Source organism: Microbacterium sp. 1262, from assembly GCF_040544895.1.
In the GTDB taxonomy this organism is placed as follows: Bacteria; Actinomycetota; Actinomycetes; order Actinomycetales; family Microbacteriaceae; genus Microbacterium; species Microbacterium plantarum.
Map to the genome: position 1 here is coordinate 1,747,854 of NZ_JBEPKU010000001.1, position 25,387 is coordinate 1,773,240.

Annotated in this window: 29 protein-coding genes; 9 read left to right on the top strand and 20 right to left on the bottom strand. The window is 71.1% G+C overall.

From position 1 onward, the window contains the following. Nucleotides 1–98: 98 nt before the first annotated feature. Together ABIC53_RS08340 and ABIC53_RS08345 are read right to left on the bottom strand one after the other, a co-directional pair. Nucleotides 99–1,388, bottom strand: a complete 1,290-nt coding sequence (locus ABIC53_RS08340; protein ID WP_282502236.1) for a M18 family aminopeptidase — start codon at nt 1,386–1,388, stop codon at nt 99–101. Nucleotides 1,389–1,452: 64 nt separating this feature from the next. After that, nucleotides 1,453–2,148: a M15 family metallopeptidase gene (locus tag ABIC53_RS08345; RefSeq protein WP_323987382.1), complete on the bottom strand. Its 696-nt coding sequence runs from the start codon at nt 2,146–2,148 to the stop codon at nt 1,453–1,455. 86 nt (nt 2,149–2,234) lie between these two features. Here ABIC53_RS08345 and ABIC53_RS08350 point away from each other — a divergent pair, with 86 nt between their 5' ends. Both ABIC53_RS08350 and ABIC53_RS08355 read left to right on the top strand, forming a co-directional pair. Further along, the gene (locus tag ABIC53_RS08350; protein WP_354451078.1) at nt 2,235–2,903 is read left to right on the top strand and encodes a response regulator transcription factor; all 669 of its coding nucleotides are present in this window, start codon (nt 2,235–2,237) and stop codon (nt 2,901–2,903) included. After that, nucleotides 2,900–4,003, top strand: a complete 1,104-nt coding sequence (locus tag ABIC53_RS08355; RefSeq protein WP_323987379.1) for a sensor histidine kinase — start codon at nt 2,900–2,902, stop codon at nt 4,001–4,003. Before ABIC53_RS08350 ends, ABIC53_RS08355 begins: the two co-directional genes overlap by 4 nt. Nucleotides 4,004–4,009: 6 nt before the next feature. Here the strand turns inward: ABIC53_RS08355 and ABIC53_RS08360 are convergent, their stop codons facing one another. Next, nucleotides 4,010–4,318, bottom strand: coding sequence for a TraR/DksA family transcriptional regulator (locus ABIC53_RS08360; protein WP_114588055.1), 309 nt, complete (start codon nt 4,316–4,318; stop codon nt 4,010–4,012). A gap of 208 nt (nt 4,319–4,526) precedes the next feature. On the opposite strand from ABIC53_RS08360, the gene ABIC53_RS08365 reads away from it, so the two are divergent. After that, complete coding sequence (locus ABIC53_RS08365) at nt 4,527–4,661, top strand: hypothetical protein (RefSeq protein WP_274177495.1); 135 nt, start codon at nt 4,527–4,529, stop codon at nt 4,659–4,661. Nucleotides 4,662–4,781: 120 nt separating this feature from the next. Next, entirely contained in the window at nt 4,782–6,281 is a 1,500-nt protein-coding gene (locus ABIC53_RS08370; RefSeq protein WP_282502232.1) for an MATE family efflux transporter, read from the top strand. A gap of 18 nt (nt 6,282–6,299) precedes the next feature. Here ABIC53_RS08370 and ABIC53_RS08375 read toward each other — a convergent pair whose 3' ends face one another. Next, complete coding sequence (locus ABIC53_RS08375) at nt 6,300–8,069, bottom strand: NYN domain-containing protein (protein WP_282502231.1); 1,770 nt, start codon at nt 8,067–8,069, stop codon at nt 6,300–6,302. 83 nt (nt 8,070–8,152) lie between these two features. On the opposite strand from ABIC53_RS08375, the gene ABIC53_RS08380 reads away from it, so the two are divergent. The 3 genes from ABIC53_RS08380 to ABIC53_RS08390 are packed head-to-tail and all read left to right on the top strand — an operon-like array spanning nt 8,153 to nt 10,463. Continuing rightward, on the top strand, nt 8,153–8,965 hold the full coding sequence (locus tag ABIC53_RS08380) for a glycosyltransferase family 2 protein (RefSeq protein ID WP_282502230.1): 813 nt from the start codon (nt 8,153–8,155) through the stop codon (nt 8,963–8,965). Continuing rightward, nucleotides 8,962–9,822, top strand: a complete 861-nt coding sequence (locus ABIC53_RS08385) for an endonuclease/exonuclease/phosphatase family protein (protein ID WP_282502229.1) — start codon at nt 8,962–8,964, stop codon at nt 9,820–9,822. The genes ABIC53_RS08380 and ABIC53_RS08385 overlap by 4 nt, the downstream gene beginning before the upstream one ends. Further along, a complete protein-coding gene (locus ABIC53_RS08390; protein WP_354451082.1) occupies nt 9,819–10,463 on the top strand; it encodes a DUF2238 domain-containing protein in 645 nt (214 codons plus the stop codon). The genes ABIC53_RS08385 and ABIC53_RS08390 overlap by 4 nt, the downstream gene beginning before the upstream one ends. Here the strand turns inward: ABIC53_RS08390 and ABIC53_RS08395 are convergent. The 3 genes from ABIC53_RS08395 to ABIC53_RS08405 form a co-directional block, all read right to left on the bottom strand. After that, nucleotides 10,447–11,685: an NAD(P)/FAD-dependent oxidoreductase gene (locus tag ABIC53_RS08395; protein WP_354451084.1), complete on the bottom strand. Its 1,239-nt coding sequence runs from the start codon at nt 11,683–11,685 to the stop codon at nt 10,447–10,449. The genes ABIC53_RS08390 and ABIC53_RS08395 overlap by 17 nt on opposite strands. Before the next feature lie 62 nt (nt 11,686–11,747). After that, on the bottom strand, nt 11,748–12,113 hold the full coding sequence (locus tag ABIC53_RS08400; RefSeq protein ID WP_269267484.1) for a hypothetical protein: 366 nt from the start codon (nt 12,111–12,113) through the stop codon (nt 11,748–11,750). Between the two features lie 162 nt (nt 12,114–12,275). Then, nucleotides 12,276–13,100 (bottom strand): SDR family NAD(P)-dependent oxidoreductase, encoded by an 825-nt coding sequence (locus ABIC53_RS08405; RefSeq protein WP_323987373.1) that lies wholly within the window; start codon nt 13,098–13,100, stop codon nt 12,276–12,278. A gap of 133 nt (nt 13,101–13,233) precedes the next feature. Here ABIC53_RS08405 and ABIC53_RS08410 point away from each other — a divergent pair, with 133 nt between their 5' ends. Next, nucleotides 13,234–13,449 carry a hypervirulence associated TUDOR domain-containing protein gene (locus ABIC53_RS08410; RefSeq protein ID WP_112613597.1) on the top strand — a complete coding sequence of 72 codons (216 nt, stop codon included), beginning with the start codon at nt 13,234–13,236 and terminating at the stop codon, nt 13,447–13,449. Nucleotides 13,450–13,528: 79 nt separating this feature from the next. On the opposite strand, the gene ABIC53_RS08415 is transcribed toward ABIC53_RS08410, so the two are convergent. The 13 genes from ABIC53_RS08415 to ABIC53_RS08475 form a co-directional block, all read right to left on the bottom strand. Next, the gene (locus ABIC53_RS08415; protein WP_354451087.1) at nt 13,529–13,984 is read right to left on the bottom strand and encodes an SRPBCC family protein; all 456 of its coding nucleotides are present in this window, start codon (nt 13,982–13,984) and stop codon (nt 13,529–13,531) included. Between the two features lie 110 nt (nt 13,985–14,094). Beyond that, nucleotides 14,095–15,180: a winged helix DNA-binding domain-containing protein gene (locus ABIC53_RS08420; RefSeq protein WP_354451088.1), complete on the bottom strand. Its 1,086-nt coding sequence runs from the start codon at nt 15,178–15,180 to the stop codon at nt 14,095–14,097. Between the two features lie 35 nt (nt 15,181–15,215). Next, nucleotides 15,216–15,899 (bottom strand): NAD-dependent deacylase, encoded by a 684-nt coding sequence (locus tag ABIC53_RS08425; RefSeq protein ID WP_354451090.1) that lies wholly within the window; start codon nt 15,897–15,899, stop codon nt 15,216–15,218. A 2-nt stretch (nt 15,900–15,901) separates the two neighbouring features. Continuing rightward, entirely contained in the window at nt 15,902–16,633 is a 732-nt protein-coding gene (locus ABIC53_RS08430) for a sulfurtransferase (protein ID WP_354451092.1), read from the bottom strand. 127 nt (nt 16,634–16,760) lie between these two features. After that, nucleotides 16,761–17,609, bottom strand: coding sequence for an aldo/keto reductase (locus ABIC53_RS08435; RefSeq protein ID WP_354451094.1), 849 nt, complete (start codon nt 17,607–17,609; stop codon nt 16,761–16,763). Nucleotides 17,610–17,683: 74 nt separating this feature from the next. Next, nucleotides 17,684–18,181, bottom strand: coding sequence for a GNAT family N-acetyltransferase (locus ABIC53_RS08440; protein WP_354451096.1), 498 nt, complete (start codon nt 18,179–18,181; stop codon nt 17,684–17,686). A gap of 146 nt (nt 18,182–18,327) precedes the next feature. Beyond that, nucleotides 18,328–19,185, bottom strand: a complete 858-nt coding sequence (locus tag ABIC53_RS08445) for a siderophore-interacting protein (protein ID WP_274177482.1) — start codon at nt 19,183–19,185, stop codon at nt 18,328–18,330. Continuing rightward, nucleotides 19,182–20,015 (bottom strand): ABC transporter ATP-binding protein, encoded by an 834-nt coding sequence (locus tag ABIC53_RS08450; RefSeq protein WP_354451099.1) that lies wholly within the window; start codon nt 20,013–20,015, stop codon nt 19,182–19,184. Before ABIC53_RS08450 ends, ABIC53_RS08445 begins: the two co-directional genes overlap by 4 nt. Next, nucleotides 20,008–21,048, bottom strand: coding sequence for a FecCD family ABC transporter permease (locus ABIC53_RS08455; protein ID WP_354451101.1), 1,041 nt, complete (start codon nt 21,046–21,048; stop codon nt 20,008–20,010). The genes ABIC53_RS08450 and ABIC53_RS08455 overlap by 8 nt, the downstream gene beginning before the upstream one ends. Beyond that, nucleotides 21,045–22,046, bottom strand: coding sequence for a FecCD family ABC transporter permease (locus ABIC53_RS08460; RefSeq protein ID WP_274177479.1), 1,002 nt, complete (start codon nt 22,044–22,046; stop codon nt 21,045–21,047). Before ABIC53_RS08460 ends, ABIC53_RS08455 begins: the two co-directional genes overlap by 4 nt. Next, nucleotides 22,043–22,975, bottom strand: coding sequence for an ABC transporter substrate-binding protein (locus ABIC53_RS08465; protein WP_354451102.1), 933 nt, complete (start codon nt 22,973–22,975; stop codon nt 22,043–22,045). Before ABIC53_RS08465 ends, ABIC53_RS08460 begins: the two co-directional genes overlap by 4 nt. A gap of 68 nt (nt 22,976–23,043) precedes the next feature. Next, nucleotides 23,044–23,691, bottom strand: a complete 648-nt coding sequence (locus ABIC53_RS08470) for an NAD(P)H-binding protein (RefSeq protein ID WP_354451103.1) — start codon at nt 23,689–23,691, stop codon at nt 23,044–23,046. Between the two features lie 64 nt (nt 23,692–23,755). Beyond that, the gene (locus ABIC53_RS08475; RefSeq protein ID WP_023951957.1) at nt 23,756–24,265 is read right to left on the bottom strand and encodes a bifunctional nuclease family protein; all 510 of its coding nucleotides are present in this window, start codon (nt 24,263–24,265) and stop codon (nt 23,756–23,758) included. Between the two features lie 76 nt (nt 24,266–24,341). Between ABIC53_RS08475 and ABIC53_RS08480 the strand changes: the two genes are divergently transcribed. Further along, complete coding sequence (locus ABIC53_RS08480; RefSeq protein WP_269267469.1) at nt 24,342–25,376, top strand: LLM class flavin-dependent oxidoreductase; 1,035 nt, start codon at nt 24,342–24,344, stop codon at nt 25,374–25,376. Nucleotides 25,377–25,387: the final 11 nt, after the last annotated feature.

The window sequence follows — 25,387 nt, forward strand, 5'->3', positions numbered from 1 at the left end:
ATGCCTCCGAGCAGTCAGCTCGTTCTCACGTGCCGCCTTGCTCCGTCAGCAGGTAGTTGCATCGCTTCGTCCGGGCCGGCGCCGCGGACTGCTCGATTCTACCGGCGGAACAGCTCCTCGGCCACGAGCGAGAGATCGTGCAGGTCGGAGACCCCGGCGAGTTCGCGCGCCGAGTGCATCGAGAGGATCGGGATCCCCACGTCGACGGTGCGGATGCCGAGCCGCGTGGCGGTGATCGGCCCGATCGTCGACCCGCAGGGCACGCCGTTGTTCGACACGAACTCCTGGCTGCGCACGCCCGCCGCGTCGCACCAGCCGTTCCATGCGGCGGCCCCGACGCCGTCCGTCGCGTACCGCTGGTTGGCGTTGATCTTCAGGATCGGCCCCGATCCGAGCACCGGCAGTACGACGGGGTCGTGCTTGTGGGCATAGTTCGGGTGCACCGAGTGCCCGACGTCGCTCGAGACGCACCAGGATGCCGCCAGGGCGCGCATCCCCTCCTCGCGATCGGCACCGAGGCCGAGCTGGATGCGCTCGATGACATCGGCGAGGAAGGGACCGGCCGCACCCGAGCGGGTCGCCGACCCGACCTCCTCGTGGTCGAAGACGGCGAGCATCGCGATGTGCCCGGCGTCGAAGCCTCCGGCGGCTCGCTCCAGCGCGACGACTCCGGCATGGACGGAGGCGAGGTCATCCAGCCGACCGGCCGCGAAGAAGACGTCCCCCGCGCCGAAGACCGAGCCCCGGGCGGCATCGGCCGTCACAACGTCGTAGCCGCGGATGCGGGCGGCATCCACTCCCGCCTCGCGGGCGAGCTCGCCGAGCAGGTCGGCGGAGTCGGCGGACCCGAGCCCCCACACCGGCTGCGTCTGCGTCTGCTTATCGAGGGCGAGGTGGTCGTTCGCCTCGCGGTCGAGGTGGATGGCGAGCTGCGGCAGGCGGAGGAGCGGGCCCGTCGCGGTGAGCACCGCGGTGCCGTCGTCGAGCACGAGGCGGCCGGCCAGCCGCAGCTCGCGGTCGAGCCACGAGTTGAGCAGCGGTCCGCCGTAGACCTCGACCCCGGCTTGCAGCCAGCCGAGCCGGCCGGTGGTGGGGCGGGGCTTGAGCTTGAAGGCGGGCGAGTCGCTGTGCGCGCCGAACACCCGGACGGGCGTCACCGCGGTCGCCGCTGCCGGCACGATCCACGCGAGCACGGCTCCGTCGCGCACCACGAGGTAGCGCCCGCCCGGTTGTTCCGGCCACTGCTCGTCTTCCGCCAGCGCGGTGAAACCGGCTGCGGTGAGGCGTCGCGCCACCTCGGCAGCGGCATGGAAGCTCGACGGCGACGCGGCGACGAACTCGGCGAGGTCGTCGGCGTGGGAGCGGGCGGCGGCGGTGACGGCGGACACGGTGACTCCTGGATCGTTGAGGGGCTCCCTCGATCGTAGGCGCACCCGCCGCCGCGGCCCGGGCTCAGCCGTTGGCATCGGTGCGCATCGGCGGGCACTCCGATCCCGGCGTGGTCGCCAACTCGAAATGCCACGGCTCGTTGCCGTAGGTCTGGCAGATGCCGAACTCCGAGCCGTACGAGATCAGCCAGTACTGCGCGTCGACCGGCCCGATGTCGATGGCGTCGCCGCTGACGTGACGCGACTGCTCGGGGGTGGCGACGTAGGCGCGGGCGGTCTCCTCCCCCACCGAAGCGATGCGGTCGTCGAGGAGCCACTGCTGATACCCCGCGCTGCGCCATCCGCTCGTCACGCCCAGGCGGATGCCGTCGTCCGCGGCACGCGCCTCGGCAGCGCGCATCGCCGCCAGCAGCTCCGGGTCGATGCGCGAGATGGCCGGCAGGTCGTCATCCCACAGACTCACCTGCACGCCGTCGTCGATGAACCCGTCGTCGGCCGACGGCGTGAAGACCGCGCCCGGGAAGACCGGCGGCATCGGCGGCAGCTGAAGACCCGATGAACCGGCGAGCGCACCGATGGCGGAGGCGCCGAGGGCGACCGCACCCGCGACGGCAACCGCGCCGAGGGCGAGGCGGCGACGGCGAACACGACGGGATGTGCGCGCTCGCGGGCGCGGCGGCACGAAAGTCACCCGCCGTCCGGATTCGGTCGTCGGCAGCGCGAGCGGGCGGGTCGGAACCGGGGCGGAGGAAGTGCTCATGCTCCCAGTGGACGAGAGCGGATGTTGCACCGGTGTCGCCGATTCCGCATACGCCCGCGATACATGCGCCCGCCTATCCTGAGGCCATGCGTGTGCTGATCGTCGAGGACGAGCTCTTCCTCGCCGAGGCGATCCGCGACGGCCTCCGCCTCGAGGCCATCTCGGCCGACCTCGCCGCCGACGGCGATACCGCGCTCGAGCAGCTGGCGATCACCGCGTACGACGTGGTCGTGCTCGACCGCGACATCCCCGGCCCGAACGGTGACGAGATCGCGCGCCACCTCTCCCAGCAGACCGGGGCGCCCCGCATCCTCATGCTGACCGCGGCCGATCGGCTGGACGACAAGGCGTCGGGCTTCGAGTCCGGTGCCGACGACTACCTGACCAAGCCGTTCGCGATGCGCGAGCTCGTGCTGCGACTGCGTGCGCTGGCGCGGCGCTCGGCCAGCTCCGCTCCCCCGATCCGCGAGTTCGGCGGCGTGAGGCTCGATCCCTTCCGCCGCGAGGTCTACCGCGATGGACGGTACATCGCGCTGACACGCAAGCAGTTCGCCGTGCTCGAGGTGCTCCTCAGCGCCGGCGGTGGTGTCATCAGCGCCGAGGCGCTGCTCGAACGCGCCTGGGACGAGAACGCGGACCCGTTCACGAACGCGGTCCGCATCACGATCTCCACGCTCCGCAAACGGCTCGGCGAGCCCTGGGTCATCGAGACCGTGCCGGGTGTCGGATACCGGATGTCGGAACCCGCGCTGTGATCGCCCGCCGCCGCGGGCTCTCCCTGCGGGTCTCACTCACCCTCAGCTACGCCGGGTTCCTGGTCGTCGCGGGCGCGGTGCTCTTCGGCGTCGGGCTGCTGGCCCTGCGGTTCGTGCCGAGCGGCGACCTGTTCAGCCAGTCGACGGGCGGGTGGGCGCCCGGACGCGGCGACCTCACCGACGTCTTCGTCAAGTACGCGTGGTGGGCTCTGGCCGCCCTCCTCGTCGTCGGACTCGTCGGCGGCTGGTTCCTCGCGGGGTGGATGCTCGCGCCGCTCGGACGGGTCACCGAAGTAGTCGGCCGGGCCGATGCCGGAACGCTTCACCGCCGAATCGCGCTGCGCGGACGCCGGAACGAGCTGACCGACCTCGCCGACGCCTTCGACGACATGCTCGACCGGATCGAACGCGCTGTCGCAGAGGAATCGCGGTTCGCGGCGAACGCGTCGCACGAGCTGCGCACCCCGCATGCCGTCATCCGGACGATCATCGAGGTGGCGCGCGCCGATCCGGGCGGCCGCGACGTCGACCTCGTCCTGAGCAGGGTCGCCGAGACGAACGAGCGGGCGATCGCCACGACGGAGGCCCTGCTCGACCTCGCGCGCGCCGGACGATCCGGCCTCGACTTCGCGCCGGTCGACCTCGCAGCCCTGGTCGAGCAGGTCGTCGCAGACGCACGCGACGGCGCGGATGAGGCGGCCCGTGGAGGGTCACCGAGCATCCGCGAGGAGCGGGGGCCGGCCACGGCGCGCGGGAACGCCGCCCTCCTCCGGCAGCTGGTGTCGAACCTCGTCGCCAATGCCCTCATCCACAACCTCCCGGACGGGGCCGAGGTCGCCGTACGCACCCGGACGGCACCCGATGGCTCAGCGCTGCTCGAGATCGCCAACACCGGTCCCGACCTCGATCCGGCTCGCGTCGCAACGCTCACGGAGCCGTTCGTGCGCGCGGGAGACCGGACCCGCGCGGCATCCGACCGGGGGATCGGTCTCGGACTGACGATCGTCTCGGCCATCGTCCGCAGCCATCGCGGCGATCTGCGGATCACCCCGCGTGAGGGCGGGGGCCTGATCGTCCGCGTGACACTGCCCGGCGCCTGACAGCGCCTAGGCCGTCTCGGCCCGGCTCTGACACTCGATGCACGCGGGAGCGTAGGGCACCGCTTCCAGGCGTGCCGGCGCGATCGCGCGGCCGCATCCGACGCAGCGCCCGTACGAGCCCGCGTCGACGCGATCCAGGGCCTCGGTGATCAGGGTGATCGTGGCGCGGTGCGATGCGGCGGTCTGATATGCCACCGGGTCGACGGAAGGAACCGCGCGCGGCTCGATATCCTGCAGCAGCTCGCGGCGTTCGGCGAGCAGCGCTTCGAGGCGCATTCGAACGTCGCTCGACGTCGCGTCGGCGGTCTTTTCCATTTTTCTTCCGTTCTGATTTTTCTGGTGCGCGAAAAACCCCGGTCTCAAGCCTGCAAGGGCGAAACAACGGGGCGGTGACCACCCACCATAGCCAGTCCGCACAGAAAAGCAAGCTGCGCCGAGGCGGCCCGAAAAGCGGATTTGACTTCTTTTTCTTCCGGGCTATGGTCGGGAGTCACACGCCAGCCACGAGGGGAAGCGAGTTCTCATGTCGACCAAGACACCACGCACACGAGGCGACAAAAAGGCGCCGCAATTGTCGTTGAAAGAAAAACGCGCGGCCAAGCGCGAGAAGCAGGAGGACGGCGCGTTCCTGAAGCCCCGCAAGGGGTCCTCCCGCTGACACCGCGAGCGCGCATGCGGGATATCCCTTGGCGCATCTCGAATCGATTCGATACACTGATTGACGGCGGCGCTCCGGCGCCGCCGTTGTCGTGCCCGCATCTTCTCGAAGGCCACCGCGATGTCCCGCACCCTCACCACCGGCAGCCCCTGGCGCGTCATCCTCGCGTTCTCGGTGCCTCTCCTGATCGGCAACGTGGTGCAGCAGATGTACCACATCGTCGATGCGGTCGTGGTCGGGCGCTGGCTCGGCGTCGACTCTCTCGCCGCCGTCGGCGCGACCGGCTCGATGCTGTTCCTGCTCATCGGGTTCGCGTGGGGACTCACCTCCGGATTCGCGATCCCGACGGCGCAGGCCTTCGGCGCGGGCGATCACGCCGCGGTCCGCCGGTCGGTCGCGGCCGGCGCCACGCTGACCGCGATGACGAGCGTCGTCCTCACCGTCGTGGCTCCGTTCCTGTCGCGTCCCCTGCTCGAACTGCTGCAGACTCCCCCCGAGCTCCTCGATGATGCGACGACCTTCGCCGTCGTCAGCTTCCTCGGCGCCGGGGCGACGATGTTCTTCAACTACCTGGCGGCGATCATCCGCGCGATCGGCGACTCCCGCACTCCGCTGATCTTCCTGACGGTGGCATGCGTCTTCAACGTCGTGCTCGTCGTGCTGATGGTCGGGCCGCTCGGATGGGGCGTCGGTGGCGCCGCCCTGGCGACGGTCGTGTCGCAGGCGTTGTCGGTCGGGCTGTGCCTCGACTACATCCGCCGCCGCATCCCGGTCCTGCGCATGCGGCGCGCCGACTGGCGCATCACGCGCGCCGACCTCGCCCTGCACCTGCGACTCGGACTGCCGATGGGTTTCCAGGCGTCGATCATCGCGATCGGCACGCTCGCGGTGCAGGTGCGCCTGAACGAGCTCGGCGCCGACGCCGTCGCCGCCTACACGACCGCTTCACGCGTCGACGGGCTCGCGATCGCTCTGCTGCAGTCGCTGGGACTCGCCGTCTCGATGTTCGTCGCGCAGAACTACGGCGGTGGACGTCCCGACCGCATCCGCCAGGGCGTCGCACAGGCGACGTGGATGGCCGTGATCGGCGCTGTCGGACTCGGCGCGGTGCTCATCACTCTCGGGGCGCCGCTCGTCCGCCTGTTCGTCGGTGACGGCTCGGACGACGTGGTCTCGCTCGCCGCCCTCATGCTGATCATCAACGGCGCGACCTATACGGCGCTGGGCGTCCTGTTCGTGCTCCGCGGGGCGCTGCAGGGCCTCGGCCACACTCTCGTGCCGACCATCACCGGAATCGTCGAGCTCTTCATGCGCGCCGGAGCCGCTGTCGTGCTCGGCGCGCTCATCGGTTTCGCGGGGGTCGCGTGGAGCAACCCCCTCGCCTGGCTCGGTGCCACCGCCATCCTGATCCCGGCCTACCTGCGAGCGCGTCGCGAACTCGCGAGCATGCCGGTCGCACGCGCGGATCACATCAGCGCGGCCACGACTCCCGTTCCGGTCGTCGGCCCCGCGAGCGGATCGATGGTCGTCGATGCGGTGGTCACGCAGCCGGTCCCCGTCGTCCCGGCCCGGCGACGCCGGCGTACGGTCGCCGCAGCGCTGCGCCGCAGCCGCGGCTGACCCCGGGTGACCTGCGGATCAGCTCGCGGATGAACCGGGGCGTGATGCCCGGCGTGGCGTCCGCTTGACGGGGGCGGCTGCCGCCGCGGGCTCTTCGGCGCGCGGCTCCACGGCGGGCTCCGCGGGAGCGTCCGTCACCGGAGCCTTCCGGCTGCGGGGTGCCCGCTTCGGCCGAGTGGGCGCCTCGGCATCGGCCCCGGCTTCGGCTTCGGCTTCGGTATCGGCTTCATCCGACGGTGTCTTCGGAGCGGCGGCCCGGCTCCGCGAAGCGCGCTTCGGCCGAACCGGGGCGTCGGTCGAAGGCTCGGTCTCAGCCGGAACGGACTCGGCGACGGGCTCGACGTCAGCCGCGGGGGCGGACGCCGCATCGGTGCTCGGAGCCGGCGCAGCCTCGTCCGTCTGCGTCTCCGTCGACGCGTCGGCGTCCGTCGCGCGCTTCGCGGCGGTGCGGGCACCGGTTCTGCGAGGGGTCCGGGTCTTCGACTCGCCGCTCGCCGACGTCGTCTCCGCTTCGGACTTCGCGCTCGTCTTCGCCGCTGTCCTCCCGCCGGTCTTCTTCCCGGCCCGGCCCGCAGCGGGCGCCTCATCCGTGACCGGAGCGGCGTCAGCCGAAACCGCCGGCTCGTCAGTGCTCGCGACGTCCGAGGTCTCGGTCGCGTCGGATGCCGGCGCGGGCTCGATAGTTGCCACGCCGGCCGCCGTCTCCGTGCTCTCCGACGGCGCTGCGGACGCTGCGGCGTTGCCGCGCGCCGCCGACGAGACCGCGTCGAGAGCCGCATCCAGGGCTGCGCCCAGCGTGAGCTGCTCGATCATCGGACGGCGGTTGCGCGGCGTCGATCCGCTCGTCGGTTCTGCCGGAGGCATCGCCCGCGAGCCCTCGTCACGCGCCTCGGCGGCGACCTCCGGGGCCGGCGGCTCAGCGTCCTGCGCGGCGCTCTTGGCGCGGGACGGCTTGCGCCGCGAGCGACCGCCGGTCGTCCCGGCTTCGGCCTCGCCGCGAGCGTCGCCGCGCCCCTTCGCGGACGCATCCGCAGGGGTGTCGTCGGAGCCCTTCACGCCCGCTGCGTCCTTCGGGCGAAGCGACATCCCGCCCGGCTTCGACTCGATCGTGAACAGCCCCACCGCCCGCACGAGATCCGAGAGTTTCGCGTAACCCCAGTTGCGGGGGTCGAAGTCGGGCTGCTGCTTGCGCATGAGCTGCCCCACCGTCCCGAGGTCGGACCAGCCGTCATCGGCGGAAGCCGTCTCGACGGCGCTCCGGAGGAGAGCCACGAGGCGCGCATCGCCGCGCAGCGCCGCGGACGTCCAGCGCTCAGCCGTCGTCGAGCGGGCGGCATCCTTCTCGTCGACGACTCCGAGCACCTCGAGGTAGGTGAACTGATCGCAGGCGTTGCGGAAGGCCTCGGGCGTCTTCCGCTCGCCGAAGCCGTAGACGGTCACACCCTCCTCGCGGATGCGCGAGGCGAGGCGCGTGAAGTCGCTGTCGCTCGAGACGATGCAGAACCCCTGGAATCGGCGCGTGTACAGCAGGTCCATCGCGTCGATGATCAGCGCACTGTCGGTCGCGTTCTTGCCCGTCGTGTTGTCGAACTGCTGCATCGGCTGGATGACGTGCTCGCTCGCGGCATCCTTCCATCCGCGCAGCTGCGACTTGGTCCAGTCGCCGTACACGCGCTTGACCGAGGCGGTGCCGTAGGTGGCGATCTCGGCGAGTACTCCGCCGATCCGCGATGGCGAGACGTTGTCGGCATCGACGAGGACGGCGAGGAGATCGCTCTGCTGAGGCATACCTCCAGCATGTCATTGACGGCGGGCCGGAGCACTGTCAAGCCGCTCCCGCCGCTCCCGCGCCCGCCGTAGCGTGAGGTCCGATGACACTCGAACGCCAGCCCCCGCTGCACCGTCCGACCGTCTCGGTCGTGATCCCGGTGAAAGACGATGCTGTGATGCTGCGGCGGTGTCTGCGCGCTCTCGCCCAGCAGTCCGAACAGCCCGATGAGATCGTCGTCGTCGACAACGGTTCACGCGACGACTCCGCCGAGGTCGCGCGAGCCGCGGGTGCACGGGTCGTCGAGTGCGTGACCGCCGGCATCCCGGCGGCGGCCGCCACCGGCTACGACCATGCGACCGGCGATCTCGTGCTGCGCCTGGACGCCGATTCGCTTCCGGATCCGACGTGGGTCGCGGACTTCCGTCGCGACTTCGCCCAGCGGCCTGACGTCGATGTCCTGACCGGCGCCGCGCACTTCGTCGACGGGCCCCGCGCCCTGCGGGTACCGCTCGCAGCGACGTACCTGGGACTCTATGCACTGCTGGGCTTCGCCGCTCTCGGCCACCTGCCGTTGTTCGGCTCCAACCTCGCCTTCCGTCGCGCGGCCTGGCGCAGCGTACGGACGGAGGTCCACCGCGGCGACGCAGAGGTGCACGACGACTTCGACCTCGCGTTCCACCTCGGCGGGCGACACCGCATCGCGTACTCGCGCCGTGCCGACATGGGGATCTCGATGCGACCCTTCGACGACGGGCGAGCCTTCCGCACGCGTATCGCCCGCGGCTTCCGCACCGTCCTCACCCACTGGCCGGACGAGCTGCCGCACCGCCGCGTCGCCCGGCGGCTCCGCCGCGCGCAGCGCGTGGCCCCGGAGCACCCGGCCTCGGCGCTGTCCGCGCAGGTCAGCCCATGACGGTCTCGACGGGCACGGCTGCGGCGATGCCGCGCATGTTCGGTCCCGACGAGATGCATCCTCACGACCTCCACGTCGCGACCTGGAACATCCGGCGCCGCATCGACGGCCCCACCTGGCCCCCGAACGACCGTTGGTCGGTGCGCGGCCGGCGCCTGGCCACGGTGCTCCACGCCGACCCGCCCGCCATCCTCGGAACGCAGGAGGCGATGCCCGATCAGGCCGACCTGGTGCGCGCCTCGCTCGGCACGGCCTACCGCTTCGTCGGTCATGGCCGGGGCGCCGACGGCCGCGGCGAAGGCTGCCCGATCTTCTTCGACAGCGACCGGCTGCAGCTCACCGGTCACGAGCAGCTCGCTCTCTCCGAGACGCCCGAGGTCGCGGGATCGATGTCGTGGGGCAATCCCGTGCCGCGGGTGGTCGTCCGGGCCGCCTTCCGCGATCGGGTCACCGGCAGCGGCCTGACCGTTCTCAACACCCATCTCGACGTGTTCTCCGCGCGGTCACGGCTGCGCTCGGCATGGCTCCTGCACGACCTCGCCGCCGAGACCGCGGGCCCGGTGGTCGTCATGGGCGACATGAACGCCGGGCCGGGTTCGGCACCTCTCGCGGCGTTGTTCAGCAGCGACCTGGTGGATGCGTGGCATGCGGCGGAGGTCCGGACGACCCCGCTCTGGGACACCTACGGCGGATATCACCCACCGCGCGTGCGGAAAGGCCCGATCGACTGGATCGCGGTCGACCGGCGCACCCGCGTCATGCGCGCCGCGGTCGACACCCGGACGAGCGACGGCGCCGCGCCCTCCGATCACCTCGGGATGCACATCCTCCTCCGCCTGAGCAGGGAGCAGTCGTGAGCCGGCCCGTCATGATCGACAACTTCCTCCGACCGCCCCGCACCACGAGCGCTGTCGCCGCGGACGCGGTGCGGCTGTGCGGCGTCCTCAGCATCGTGGTCGCGGTGCTGAGGTTCGAGCCCACGGACGCCGGCATCCTCGCCTTCGCCCTTCCCGCACTCGTCGCACCGCGGTTCGTCGGCGTCCGTCCCGCATTCGACATCGTGTGCGGCATCACGGTCCTGGTGGCGGCGTGGAGCAACGTCGTCGATCTGTATCGCAGCGTCCCACCGTGGGACATCCCCGTGCATCTCGTTTGCACGGGCGTCCTCGCAGCGCTCGCCTACATCGCGGCGGCTCGGGTCTCGATCGTGCCGCTTCCCGGCGCCGCGGGCTTCCGGCGGCGGACCGGCCTCATCAACACGACGGCGTTCGGTCTCGCCTTCGCCGCCCTCTGGGAGATCGTGGAGTGGGTCGGCAAGGCGTTCGTCGACACCATCCTCGTGACCTACGACGACACGATCGGCGACATGGCCGTCGGTGGACTCGGCGCGCTGATCGCCGGCATCCTCGTGGCCCGCGTGCGGCTGACAGTCGAGCGCACGCCCGCGGCGGGCAGCGACGCCGACCACGACGCCGCGGGCGTCACGCCCTCCCGGTGAGGATGAGGTTCCAGTAGACCCAGGGCAGCACGCGCCGGTCGAAGAACCACGACAGCGCGCTCTCGCGGTACATGCGGCGGAAGAAGGGGATCGTCGGCATGAGATCGCCGGTGGGCCCGAACTCGGCCCACACGACGCTCGAACGCGACACCGTCATCGGGCATACGCCGTAGCCGTCGTACCGCGCACGGGGTTCGCCACCCGAGGCGACGGCCGCGAGGTTCTTCGCGAGCACCATGGTCTGCTTGCGCAGCGCTCCCCCGCTCTTCGAGTTCGTCGTCGCGGCGGCGTCACCGATGGCCCACACGTTGCCGAAGCGCCTGTGGCGGAGGGTCTCGGGGTCGACGTCGACGAACCCGTCCGCATTGCCGTCCGCTGCCAGGCCCGAGGCGCGGATCCAGTCGGGCGCCGACTGCGGCGGCACCACGTTGACGAGATCGAACCGGAGGCGTTCGATGCCGGAGGGCGAGCCGATGACGACTTCGGAAGCCGCGGCATCCACCTCGATCAACGCGCTCTGCGTCCGCAGCTCGATGCCGTAACGGTCGATCGCCCGCTGGATCTCGTGGTCGAAGGCCGGGATGCCGAACACGGTGCTCTCCGGCACGACGAGGACGACTCTGATGTCGTCGAGCACACCGGTGCGCTGCCAGTAATCGCACGCCTGGTACATGGGTTTCTGCGAGGCACCCGCACACGAGGCGGGGCCTGCGGGCTGCGTGAAGACGACGGTGCCCTGCCGCAGATCGCGCAGGCGCAGCGACGTGCGCGCCGCGAGGTCGCCCTCGTAGTGCGTGGTGACGTCGCCCGTGCCGATCGACTCGGCGAGGCCCGGAACGCTCGCCCAGTCCTTCTGCATCCCGGGGCTGAGGACGAGGTGGTCGTAGCCGATCTCGTCGCCCGAGATCAGGCGGACGACCGATCGACGCGGGTCGACCGAGACGACGGCATCCTGGATCCACCGGACGCCGTCGGGGATGACGCTGCGCTGTGGCCGGACCGTCTCGCTGATGCGCGCGGTGCCGCCGGCGACGTGCGAGAACAGCGGCTGATACTCGTGGACGTCCTTCGGCTCGATCAGCGCGATGTCGTCGAGTCCGCGCCGCTGCAATCGAGCCGCGGCGGACACCCCGCCGTTGCCGCCGCCGACCACGACGATCCGGTGATGCGCGTTGTGCGACCGGGTCGCTCGGGGATCGGATGCTGCGTCTGCCGTCGCCATGCGACCACGGTAGGTGGCAGGCGCGGAACGACCGAGGTGCTTGCGTCGCGCGACGGCGGGGTCTAGAGCGTCTCGGTGATGTAGATGAGCACGAAGATCGCGAGAGACCCGACGGCGAGGATGCCCATCGCGACGGCCAGCCGCCGATTGCGGACGGGGGCATCGGCCGACGACCGGGCGGCGACGACCATCATCGCCCAGCCGACGACCGCGAAGATGATGCCGACCGCGGGCAGCGCCGTCTGCAGCTGGAATGCCAGCACGTAGAGCACGATCGCGACCGCGGCCAGGACGCCCGCGGGCACGAGCCACCGCGAGGCCGATCCGTGTCGGAAGCTGGCCTGATTGGTGAGATCGGTGGGATCGGGCCGGGGGTGGCGGTCCGGCATCTGCTCGGGTCCGTGGGGCTCGTTGCGCTTGTCGACCATGTCGTCCTCCCGTTCGACCCCACGGTATGCGCTCCCCGCGCCCCCGCCGACCCCCTTGCGCATCCCGCGCCGAGCACGCACCGTCCGCGCGAGAACGCACCCTGCACGGTGCGCTTTCGGCGCGACGGTGCGTACTCGCGCAGCACAGCCGGCGCGGGCGGGTCAGCGGGCGAGGGCGACCATCTCGGCACTCCGGTCCCAGAGCTCGCGGGCGAGGTCGGCGTCGGTCGCATTGCGGTGGGAACGGGTCGGACGGTCGTTCTCGTAGTAGGCGCCGGGCACCCAGTCACGGTTGGGGATGCCGTCGGCGAGGAAGACCAGTCGAGCGCCGCCCTCGTCGGTGGTCGTGAGCAGGCGCCGGGCGAGGGGGTTGTGGTAGACCCAGCGGAGCGGGCCGGGAACGTTCGCGGCGAACTGCGTCGCGACGACGCCGGGGTGGAACGCGGCCGCCGAGATGCCCTGTTCGCCGAACCGGGTCTGGAGTTCCCGCGTGAACAGGATGTCGGCGAGCTTGGCGTTGCCGTAGGCGATGCGTCCCGAGTAGTGCTTCGCCGCGTTCAGGTCGGTGACGTCGAACCGTGAGAACAGGCGAGCCGCCACACTCGCCGTCTGGATGACGGATGCCTCGCTCTCGATGAGCCGCTCGAGCAGCAGGTTCGTCAGCAGGAACCCGGCGAGGTGATTGACCTGGAAGGTCTGCTCGTAGCCGTCGACGGTGAGGGCACGCGGGCCGAAGATGCCGCCGGCATTGTTGGCGAGTACGTCGATGCGCGGATAGGCCTCGAGCAGCTCGTCGGAGAGCCGACGCACCTGCGCGAGCTCGGCGTAGTCGGCCAGGTGGTAGGGCGCGCCGAGCTCGCTGGCGAGAGCCCGCGTCTTCTCCGGCGAACGCCCGACGAGCACGACTCGATGCCTCTCTCGCGCGAGGCGCCGCGCCGCGGCCGCCCCGATTCCGTCGCTGGCTCCCGTGATGACGATCGTGCGCATGCCCGCAGTCTCGCAGGCTGCGGCCGGTCGACGGGAGTGCTGGCGCATCCGACCCCGGTGTGTCAACGACTTCTCCCCCGGCACCGGCCGGCGGAAGGATCGCGGCAACCGAAGCACAACGGAAGGAGCCGGCATGGCTCAGGAACTGTCGAAGGGCGACCGCGTCAGCTGGGACACCTCCCAAGGGCGGACGCAGGGGAAGATCGTCGAGAAGAAGGAGAAGGACTTCCAGTTCGCGGGTCAGAAGTTCACAGCATCCGCCGACGAGCCGGCCTTCATCGTCGAGTCGGAGAAGAGCGGCGACCAGGCGGCCCACAAGCGTTCGGCGCTGCGCAAGCTCAGCGATTGAGCGGCAGCCACCCCGCAGCGCGACGAGAGGCCCCTCCGCCGAACGGAGGGGCCTCTCGTCGTAGCCGTCAGCGTCGAGGTCAGTTCTCGATGTCGCCGCGCCAGGCTCCGGTCTCGGTGCCGCGCGACTCGATGAACTCCTTGAAGCGCGTGAGGTCCTTCTTCACGGCGTGGTCGTCGATGCCGATGGCCGCGCCGACCGACTCGACGAAGCCCTCGGGCTTCCAGTCCAGCTGAACCGTGACGCGGGTCTCGTTGTCGCTGAGCTTGTGGAAGGTCACGACACCGGCGTGCTCGTCCTTGCCGCCGACGCTGTTCCAGGCGACACGCTCGTCGGGGTGCTGCTCGGTGATCTTCGCGGTGAACTCGCGCTCAGCCCCGCCGATCTTGACCTTCCAGTGGGTCGTGCCGTCGTCGAGCTGGGTGACCGACTCGACGAAGCTGAGGAAGTGCGGGAACGACTCGAACTGCGTCCACTGGTTGTAGGCGACGGAGACGGGAACGTCGACGTCGGTGGTCTCGATGATGCGAGCCATGGGCGGCTCCTTTCGTTTCGATTGCGGGGCTGTCACCATGCTTCGCCGTCACCGGCGCCATCGCGACCGACTTGCGACCTCGACGGTCGGCTGGTAGGCCAGGGGCGGAGTCAGTCGAGTCCGCGTACCGGCACCCCGAGCCATTCGGCCAGGTCGCGGATCTCCGCCTCGACCATCTCGCGCTCCTCGCTCTCCCAGGGCACGAGCTCGTGCAGCGCCGCGACGACGAGGTTCTCCTTCGGTTTGTCGAGCGCCGCGTCGAGGAGGCCGATGAACCGGTCGCCGCAGAGGATGGGATGCGCGAAGTAGCCGTAGACGCGCTGCGCCTTCGGCACGAACTGCTCGAGCTTGTAGGTGAAATCGAAGGCCTCGACCAGTCGCGGCCGGTCAAACAGCATTCCGTCGTACGGATTGAGGATCGCCACCCTCCCGCCGGGGTCGTCGTCGATGGCTTCGAGCGCCCGCGGGTCGACCCGCCACTTCCACGTGCTGCCCTCGACGGAGGCCGGCTCGCCGGCCATCCCGACCCCCGACCACGACGACTTCTGCCGCGCGAGCCCCGCGCCCTGCAGGCGGCGCTCGTCGAGGATCGCCCCCGCCTCGTCGTAGGTCAGGTCAGCGGGCTCGGGACCACGCGCCCGCTCGGCGACATCCCAGCGGCGCAGCCGACCGGCACGCCCCACGACCGCGACCTCGCCGAGCCGCTCGAGCAGGTCGAGCATGCGCGGCACCTGGTTGTCGCTGTACCAGCCGCTGTCGTTGCCGGCGGGCACGGCGGCGGTGTCGGGGATGTCGGCCGCCAGCAGCGGTCCGTCCGCGCGCAGGCGCGCCAGCACGTCGGCCCGGAACGCGCTGTTGGCTTCGAGCCACGCCGCGGTGCTGTCGCGCACAGGACGCATCCGCATCCGCACGCGCATCGCGGGCAGCATGCTCGCGGGGTGGAACGATCCGGCGTACTCGAAGAGCTGCCGGTCGTCTTCGACGGCCTTCGTCAGCTGCCCCGGCTCATATCCCCAGCCGATCCTCGCCCACGGGATGGCCTGCTCGCTGGGCGCGATGACGGCCGTCGGGTCGATCTTGATGGCGCCGATCTGCTCGGCCACCTCGACGACGTCGCCGGGACGGTCTGCCTCGAGCAGCTGCGCCCGCACGATGACGCGGCGCGCCTGCTCGCGCGTGAGCCGATGCGGTTCCATGCGATGACGCTACCGCCGACCCCCGACCGCGACGCTCAGAAGCGGGCGACCCACTCGGGAACGGTCGCCGTCGCCGGGCCGAGCAGGACGTCGTCGAACAGGCGAAGGTCCTCGTAGGCCTCGAGGTTCAGCAGAGCGGTGCGGGCCCCGGCTTCCGCCGCCACCGCGACGAGGGATGCCGCGGGCGTGACCGCCCCCGACGTCCCGATCACCCAGAACTGCTCGCACAGCGCCACCGCGTCGAAGATGTCGTCGAGCCCATATACCGCCTCACCGAACCAGACCACGTCGGGGCGGAGCGCTCGGGCTCCGCACACGGGGCAGGGCGGCCCGTCGGCGAGGTCGCCGTGCCACGGCATCCGCTCTCCGCACGCCTCGCAGAGCGCCGACTCGAGCTCACCGTGGATGTGGCTGACGCGCACCGACCCGGCACGCTCGTGCAGGTCGTCGATGTTCTGCGTGACGATGAGCACATCGCCCGGGCGCCGTGCTTCGAGGTCGGCGAGGGCGATATGCGCCGCATTGGGCTCCGCGGCGGCCGCCGCGCGACGACGCTCGTCGTAGAACGCGTGGACGAGAGCCGGGTCGGCCGCATAGCCCTCGGGAGTCGCGACATCCTCGATGCGGTGGTCCTCCCAGAGCCCGTCGGCGGCGCGGAACGTACGGATGCCCGACTCGGCGGAGATGCCGGCCCCCGTGAGGACGACGATTCGCGCCACCGTCAGCGCCGCGCCGTCAGGTCGGGGGCGAGAGCCTCGCGCTCGTCGAAGACGAAGCACTCCCCGTTCCAGTGCGCACCGCCCGCGTGCTCGAAGTAGCCGAGGATCCCGCCCTCGAGCTGGTAGGCGTCGACCCCCTCCTCGCGCAGGACGATCGCCGCCTTCTCGCAGCGAATACCACCCGTGCAGAAGCTGACGACCGTCTTATCGGCGAGCTGGTCGCGATGCACGGCCGCAGCATCCGGGAACTGGGTGAACCGCTCGATCCGCCAGTCGATGGCGCCCGCGAAGGTGCCGTAGTCGACCTCGAACGCGTTGCGGGTGTCGAGCAGCACGATCTCGCGGCCGGTGTCGTCGTGGCCCTGGTCCAGCCAGCGCCGCAGGTCGTCGGGCGACACGCTGGGCGCGCGTTCGGCGGCGGGGCGGATCGCGGGGCGGTCCATGCGGATGATCTCGCGCTTGACCTTCACGAGCATCCGGCCGAACGGCTGATCGTCGGACCAGCTCTCCTTGGCCGTCAGCGCTGCGAAGCGCTCGTCGGCGCGCAGGTCGTCGAGGAAGCCCCGGACATCGCTCTCGGGACCGGCGAGGAACAGGTTGATGCCCTCCTCGGCCAGCAGGATCGTGCCCTTGAGCCCCGCGCCCACGGCACGCTCGCGCAGCACCTCGCGCAGTGCGGCGGGGTCGGCGATGTGCGTGAAGAGATACGCCGAGACGTTGAGAACGGATGCCACGCCTCCAGCCTACGAAACCGGCGGCCGCACGCGGATCGGGCGCAGTTCCCGACGTCCGCCGCAGAAGAATCTGCGCGGGATGCCGAGAACTGCGCCCGAAGCCGAAGCCGGAACGGCCCGAGGGGGGTCAGTTCACCTCGGAGGGGTGGGCGCTCACGCGGCCCGAGCCGTCGCCCGGGTCGAGCGCCGAGATCGCGTCGACCTGCGCCGTGGTGAGCTCGAAGTCGAACAGCGATGCGTTCTCGACCATGCGCTCGCGGCTGACCGTCTTGGGGAAGACGATGAAGCCACGCTGCAGGTGCCAGCGCAGCACGACCTGAGCCGGGCTCTTGCCGTGCGCGGCGGCTGCCTCGGCGACGGGCTCGGCGCCGAACAGGTCGTACTTGCCCTGACCGAGCGGACCCCACGACTCGATGCGCACGCCCTTGTCGGTCGCCCAGTCGACGACATCCTTCTGCTGGTAGGCCGGGTGCAGCTCGATCTGGTTGACGGCGGGGAGCACACCGGTCTCGGCGTGGATCTTCTCGAGGTGCTCGACGAGGTGGTTCGAGACGCCGATCGAGCGGGTGTGGCCCGCGTCGCGCAGCTCGATGAGCTTCTGCCACGCGTTGACGTAGTTGCCGTTGGCGGGGGCCGGCCAGTGCACGAGGTAGAGGTCGACGTGGTCGAGCCCGAGCTTCTCGAGGCTCTCGGAGAGTGCCTTGCGGGGCTCATCGCCGCCATGGCGGTCGTTCCACAGCTTGGTCGTGATGAACAGCTCGTCACGCGGGATGCCGCTCGCGGCGATGGCGCGGCCGACGCCCTCCTCGTTGCCGTAGATCGCGGCGGTGTCGATGTGGCGGTAGCCCGCCTCGAAGGCCTCGGAGACGAGACGCTCGGTCTCGGCCGGGTCGACCTTGAAGACGCCGTAGCCGAGCTGCGGGATCTCGAAGCCGGAGTTGAGTGACACGTTCGGAACGTGGATCTGATCTGCCATGAGTCCACCCTACGAGCGCGCTCCGACCGCGTCGCCGGGATTGACGCGGGGCGCTCCGAGGGGCATGGCAGCACTCAGCCGGCGAGCGCGTGCAGGGCGTCGCCGGTGAGGCGCTGCGTCGTCCACTCCGACATCGGCTCGGCCCCGATCGAGCGGTAGAACGCGATCGAGGGGGCGTTCCAGTCGAGGACGGTCCACTCCAGCCGCGAGTATCCGCGTTCGACGCAGACCTCGGCGAGCGACGCGATCAGCGCCTTGCCGTAGCCGGTGCCGCGCTGCGATTCGTCGACGAAGAGGTCTTCGAGCCAGATGCCGTGGCGTCCCGTCCAGGTCGAATAGGTCAGGAACCAGATCGCGATGCCCATGATCGCGCCGTCGCGCTCGACCACGTGGCAGAAGGCGCGGGGCTCTGGTCCGAACAGCGTCTCGGTGAGCATCTCGGCGGTGTTCTCGACGGCATCCGGTTCGCGCTCGTAGACGGCGAGGGCGTGGATGCAGGCGAGGATGCCGGTCTCGTCACCGGGGCGGGCGGCGCGCAGGACAGCGCCGCCGGGAAGGTCGCGCGGGGTCATCCCGCCAGCGTATCGAGCGTGGCGTCCGCCGCCACGCCGCGCCAACTCCTCACTTTCGGGCGTTGCCCGCACCGGACGGCCCGGGATGCCCGCGATGGCCGCCGAGACGACTTCCGACCATGAGGAGTTAGCGCGAGCGTCGGGAATCACCCGACGAGCGGGCCGCCGTGCCGCCAGTACCCGAGGAACGAGATGCGCTCCTTCGGCATGCCGACCTCGGCGGTCAGGAACCGGCGGATGCCGGTGACGACGCCCGACTCGCCGGCGAGCCACACGCCGTAGCCCGGGTCGGCCGCGGCGGCGGCACCGTGCTCCGCGGCCCAGGACCGCACCGCCGTGGAGAGGGCGTCGTCGCCGGCGCGGTGCTCGACACGCGTCACGAGGGCACGGTCGGCGATCGATCGCGTGACGAGGTCGTCGGCGGGGTCCGCCGCGCCGACGATCACGTGCGGCTGCGCCTCCTCCGGCAGCGAGTCGACGATGTTCCGCAGGGCGGGGAAAGCCGTCTCGTCGCCCACGAGGAGGAAACGGCTCGCCTCGCCCGGCGTCCAATGGATGCCGTATCCCGTCCATCCCATCCGCACGTCGGGTCCCGTGATGACGAGCGGGTCGCCGGGGCGGGCGGCCAGGGCCCATGCCGAGGCGGGGCCGACGGGCTCGTGCAGGAAGAAGTCGACGTCGATCTCGCGTTCGGCGACGCGAATCGCCGACGGCGTATAGGTGCGCAGCACGTTGCGGTCGTCCTCGTCGAGCGCCTTCCACCGGGCGTACCAGTCGGAGGGGTGCGGGGTCGGCTCGTCGAGCAGGCCGAACTCGGCGAGCCCCGGGTGTGGGCGCCCGGGCATCGGCAACACGATCTTGATGCGCTGGTCGAGCCCCCACGGCGCGAAGTTCGCCAGCGCCTCCCCGCGAAGGGTGATGCGGATGAAGCCGGGGCTCAGTCTCGCCACGGCGGCGACCTCGACGACGAAGGCGCTGTACGCCCAGGGACGCTCAAGGCTCACGGTGCTTCCTCCCCCGTCACTGCCCTGGGCCGACGCGCGCGCAGCGGCACGACGAGCGGCCCACCCGTGACCGGATCATCGACGACGATGTTCGCGAGCCCGAAGACCTCCTGCACCCGCTCGCTCGTGATCACCTCCGCCGGGGGTCCCTCCGCGAGGATGCGCCCGTCTCGCATCGCGACGATGCGGCTCGCGTACCGGGCGGCGTGGTTCAGGTCGTGGAGCACCGCGACGATCGTACGGCCCCGCTCGTTCAGCTCGGCGAAGAGCTCCATCAGGTCGACCTGGTGGGCCACATCAAGGAACGTCGTCGGCTCGTCGAGCAGCAGCAGGTCCGTCTGCTGCGCCAGGACCATTGCGACCCAGACGCGCTGCCGCTGGCCGCCCGAGAGGGCCTCGACCGCGCGCGAGGCGAGCTGCGTCGTTCCCGTCGCCGCCAGCGCCTCGTCGACGGCCGCATCATCGGCGGCCGACCACTGCCGGAAGAGGTTCTGGTGCGGATAGCGCCCGCGTCCGACGAGCTCGCGTACGGTGATGCCCTCGGGCGCGATCGCCGATTGCGGCAGCAGACCCAGTCGGCGGGCGACCTCCTTCGCGGGCAGCTCGGTGATCGCGCGCCCGTCGAGCACGATGTTCCCCGCACGCGGCGCGAGCAGGCGCGACAGGCCGCGCAGAAGAGTGGATTTGCCGCAGGCGTTGGGCCCGATGATGACGGTGAACGACCCGGGCTCGATTCGCACCGACAGATCGCGGACGATCTCGGCGCCGTCGTAGGCGAGGGTCACGGACTCGGCGGCGAGCGATGTCGCCGAAGGGAACGGGTCAGGCACGGCGGCGGACCTCCAGCACGATCATGAGGACGAGGTAGGCGCCGCCGAGCGAGACGGTGACGACGCCGACGGGAAGCGGAGCGGGCAGCACGTGCTGCGCGATGAGGTCGGAGGCGATCAGCAGCACGGCGCCGATCAGGGCGGAGAGCCCGAGCGACAGGTGCGGAGTGCGCGCGATGAGGCGCCCCACCTGCGGCGCGGCCAGCGCGACGAAGGCGATGGGACCGCCGACGGTCGTCGCGGCCGCGACCAGCACGACCCCGACCAGCAGCGCGAGCGTGCGAACGAGCTGCGGTCGGGCGCCGGTGGCGGCAGCGAGGTCGTCACCGAGCTCGAGCTGACGCAGCCGCGGTACGAGCGCGAACGACACGGCGACGAACGGCGCCGCACACGCGAGTGCACCGGCCACCGCCGGAGCCGTGACGCCGTTGAGACTGCCTGCGCCCCAGGCCGAGGCGAACATCGCGGTCTCGAGCTCGATCTGCAGCAGCATCCAGGTGTTGAGCGACGCGAGCATCGCCGAGACGCCGATGCCGACGACGATGAGGCGGAACCCCTGCAACCCGCCGCGCCAGGCGAGCGCCCAGATCGCGACCGCGGTGACGAGAGCACCGATCAGCGAGCCGCCCACGAGCACCGGCCAGCTCGACGACACCAGAACGAGCGCGGCGAGCATCCCGGTGAACGCTCCGCTCGACAGCCCCAGGATGTCGGGGCTCGCGAGCGGATTGCGGGTGACGGTCTGGAAGAGCGCCCCCGCGATCCCGAGGATCGCCCCCACGCCAAGGGCTCCGAGCGCTCGCGGCAGCCGCCACTCGCGGACGACGGTCTGCACGAGCGCATCGTCGCTCGCGCCGGCCAGCGCCGCGATGACATCGCCCGGCGCGACGGGGAACGTACCGGCGCCGAGGGCGACGACCAGCAGGACGCCCGCGACCACGAGAGCAGCCATCCCGACGACGACGCTGCGCAGGCGGACGGGAACGTGCAGTCCACCGACCCGCAGGCGCAGCATCCGCGGCCCGCCGCTCACAGTGCGCTCGCCCGGCGTCGGCGCGCGAGCGCGATGAGGATCGGAGCTCCCACGAACGCCGTGACGATGCCGGCCGGCAGTTCCGCGGGCGCGATGAGCACGCGCCCCACGACGTCCGCGGCGAGCACGACGACCGGGGCGAGCAGGGCGCTGACGGCGAGGATCACCCGGTGATCGGCACCGAACAGCCAGCGTGCGATGTGCGGCACCATGAGCCCGACGAACGAGATCGGCCCCGCCAGTGCCGTCGCCGCCCCGGCCAGGAGGGTCACCGCGACGGTGACGCCGATCCGGATGCCGGCGAGGTTCGCCCCCTGCGCCCGAGCGACGTCATCGCCCAGTGCGACGGCGTTGAGTCCGGCGCCGAGCACGAGCGCCAGGACGAGCCCGAGCGCGATGAAAGGCGCGACCGGCACGATGGTGTCCCAGCCGCGACCCAGGAGCGACCCGGCGTTCCAGCTGCGCATCGCGTCGAAGGCGTCGGGATCGCTGAGCACGATGCCCGTCGTGATGCCCGACAGCACGGCACCGAGCGCGACACCCGCGAGCGTGAGCCGGATCGGTCCCGCCGCCCCGCGCCCGCCCGAGCCGATCAGGTAGACGGCGACCGTGACGACGAGTGCGCCGACGAACGCGAACCAGACCGCTCCCGACGTCGCGTGGACGCCGAAGACCGCCATTCCGAGCGCGACCGCGAGAGCGGCGCCGGCGTTGACTCCGAGGATGCCGGGATCAGCGAGCGGATTACGCGTGAAGGCCTGCATCAACGCTCCGGCGACACCGAGGGCAGCACCCGCGATAAGCCCCACGACCGTCCGCGGAACGCGGAGCTCGGCGACGACGAACGTCGCCTCGGGCGAGCCCTCGCCGCGCAGCACCCCGATGACGGTGTCGAGTGACAGCGGATTCGCCCCGACGGCCAGGGATGCCGCGACGACGAGCACCAGGGCCAGGGCGATCGCGGCGCCCGCCGCCGCGCGTCCGGCTCTCGAGCTCACCGCCCGTCGAGGAAGCGCTCGATGTCGCTCAGCACGCTCTGAGCGCCGCGCGGACCGACACCGGCCACCCAGGTGCTCGTGTCGACGAGGGTCACAGACCGGAAGGCATCCGCGTTCTGGGTGATCGCCGCCGGAACCGCCGATGCGTCGGTCGTGTCGGATGCCGTGACGAAGACGGCGTCCGCACGCGCGTCGAGGACGTTCTCGGGAGAGATGTCGGCCTGCAGTCCGTCGGCCCAGTCGTGCGCGGGCGTCGTGTAGCCGACGCACTCGAGCAGGCTGCCCGCGAACGAGACGGGTCCGTACAGGCTGAGGGTCGTCTCGTCGCGGGGGCGGATGACCTGTGCCGTCTTGCCGGCGAGATCGTGGGCTTCGCCGATTTCGGCGCAGCGGTCGTCGACGACGGCGATCTGCGCCGCGACCTCATCCTCGCGCCCGAGCGCCTCGCCGATCAGCTCCGCGTTGTCACGCCACGGGTCCGCCTGCGTCGCGATGAAGACTGTCGGGGCGATCGCGGACAGCTGGTCGTACAGCTTCGAGTGACGCGCCTCGGTTCCGAGGATGAGATCGGGCTTGAGCGCGGCGATCGCCTCGAGGTCGGGCTCGGGTACCGTGCCGACCGGTTGAACGCCATCGACGCCGAGGTAGGCGGGGATCCCCGCGACGTTACTCGCGACCGCGGCTCCGACCGGCGTGATGCCGACGGAGACCGCGGTGTCGAGTTCGAGGGGCTCGAGGGTCACGACGCGCTGGGGCTGCTCGGGAATCTCGGTGACGCCGCGGGCGTGCTCGACGGAGCGAGCCGCGGCGCTGGCCTCAGGGGCGGCGTCGGCCGAAGAGGGCTGCGCCGCACATCCGGCCACGACGAGGGCCGCGGCGGCCGAGATGGCGACGGCGCTCAGGGCGCGCCGAAGGGGACGAGACAGCATGTGGAGGCCTTCCCTCGGGTCGATCTCGCGGCGAGCGCGATGAGGCAAGGCAACCCTAACAAAAACGGTCAGTCGGCTGTGAGCGCCGCCTCGATCGGGGTGTCACCGCCCGTGAACTCGATCATGCGCCCGACGGTCGCGGGCTCGGCGAGGACGGCTGCGATGACCGCCGCGACATCGCCGCGGGGCACGGACTCCTCGCCCGAGCCGCCCACCGTGATCTGGCCGGTCGGCTCGTCGAGCGTCAGGCCGCTCGGCGCGACGATCGTCCAGTCCAGCCCGCTCTCGCGCAGGTGCGCGTCGGCCTCCGCCTTCGCCTCGGCGTAGGCGTAGAAGGAGTCGTCCTCGGGCACGCCGTGATCCGGTCCCGCACCGAAGTACGACACCATGACGTAGCGGCGCACGCCAGCTGCCGCGGCGGCGTCGATCGAGCGGATGGCCGCGTCGCGGTCGACGGCCCAGGTTCGGGCGGCATCCCCTCCTCCGGCTCCGGCAGCCCAGACGACCGCGTCGTTGCCGCTGAGCAGGTTCGTCAGCTGGTCGACGTCGAAGGACTCGACGTCGGCGACGAGTGGCGTGGCACCGGTCGCGGCGACGTCGGCCTCGTGATCGCGGTTGCGGATGACGGCGGTGACGGTGTCACCGCGCTCGGCGAGGATCGGCTCCAGGCGGAGCGCGACCTTGCCGTGGCCTCCGATGATCAGGATGCGGGACATGGGTGTTCCTTTCGTCGGGGGGGTGTGGATCGGATGCGGCTGCGCCGGCTCTTCGGCCGGCGCGTCAGCCGCGGAAATCGTCGGGATCGATGTCGTCGAGGAACTCGCGGAACTCCGCGACGCGCTGCTCGGCCGCCTCGGGAGTCTCGGCCCCCTCCGGTGCTTCGCTCACGGTGTCGGGGATGCCCGCCTCGGCGAGCACGTCGTCGGCGACGAAGATCGGCGCCCCGGCACGCGAGGCGAGCGCGATCGCGTCGGAGGGGCGGGCATCGACCACCCGCGATCCGGTGAGGGCCGTGACCGTCACCTCGGCGTAGAAGGTGCCGTCGTCGATGCGGGTGACCTCGACACGGTCGACGGTCGCGTCGGTCGCGTCGAGCAGGCGAATCATGAGGTCGTGCGCGAGGGGACGCGGGGGCGAGACCCCTTCGACCGCGACGAGGATCGACGTCGCCTCCTGCGAACCGATCCAGACCGGCAGCACCCGATCCGACAGCGCGTCGACGGGCTTGAGCAGGATGACGTGCTGCTGAGCGGGATCGAGCGCGACCCCGAGAACGCGGACCTGGACCATGACACCTCCCGGGGTCGGTTTCGCCCAGCCTATGCACGGGGGAATGCGAACGGGGCCACGGGCGTTGCGGGTTGACATGCAGCGTTTCGGCACTCTCTCGTTCGGTCACTACGGTCCCCTGGGCGGCGGTCGCGAGCTCACCGCCGGTGATTCGCTGCGTCAGGCCATCGACCTCGCGCAGGGAATGGACGACCTCGGCGCCGTGGGCGCCTACTTCCGCGTGCACCACTTCGCACGGCAGCAGGCGTCGCCGATGCCGCTGCTGGCCGCGATCGCCGCGACGACGAAGAACATCGAGATCGGCACCGGCGTCATCGACATGCGGTACGAGAACCCGCTCTACCTCGCCGAGGAGGCCGCGGCCGTCGACCTGATCTCCGACGGGCGACTCGCGCTCGGCGTGAGCCGCGGGTCACCCGAGACCGTCGTCCGCGGGTACGAGGCGTTCGGGTACACCGGCTCGCAGGATCCGCGCGGCGCCGACATCGCACGCGAGCACTTCGACACCTTCCTCCGCGCCATCGAGGGCGAAGGACTCGCCGAGCGCGACCCGAACAGTCCCTTCGGCGGCGGGAACGGGATGCAGCGGATCGAGCCCCACTCCTCCGGACTCCGCTCCCGCATCTGGTGGGGCGCCGGCACGACCGAGACCGCTGAGTGGGCCGGACGCAAGGGTGTGCACCTGATGTCGTCGACGCTCCTCACCGAGGCGGACGGTACGCCGTTCGACATCCTGCAGGCCCGACAGCTCGATGCGTTCCGCGCCGCGTGGCGCGAAGCCGGGCATCCCGGTGAGCCCCGCACGTCGGTCAGCCGCTCGGTCTTCCCGATCACGACCGCCGAGGACGAGCTGTACTTCGGCGGCAGCAACGACCAGGACGGCATCGGTTACATCGACGGCATGCGCTCGACCTTCGGCAAGACGTACGCCGCGGCGCCCGACGTCCTCGTCGAGCAGCTGCTGCAGGATGCCGCGGTCATGAGCGCCGACACCCTCATGCTGACGATCCCGTCGCAGTTGGGCGTCGAGTTCAACCTGCGCATCGTCGAGTCGTTCGCGAAGTACGTCGCTCCCGCGCTCGGCTGGAAGTCGGCACCCGCCACCGTCTGACCGCCTAGGCT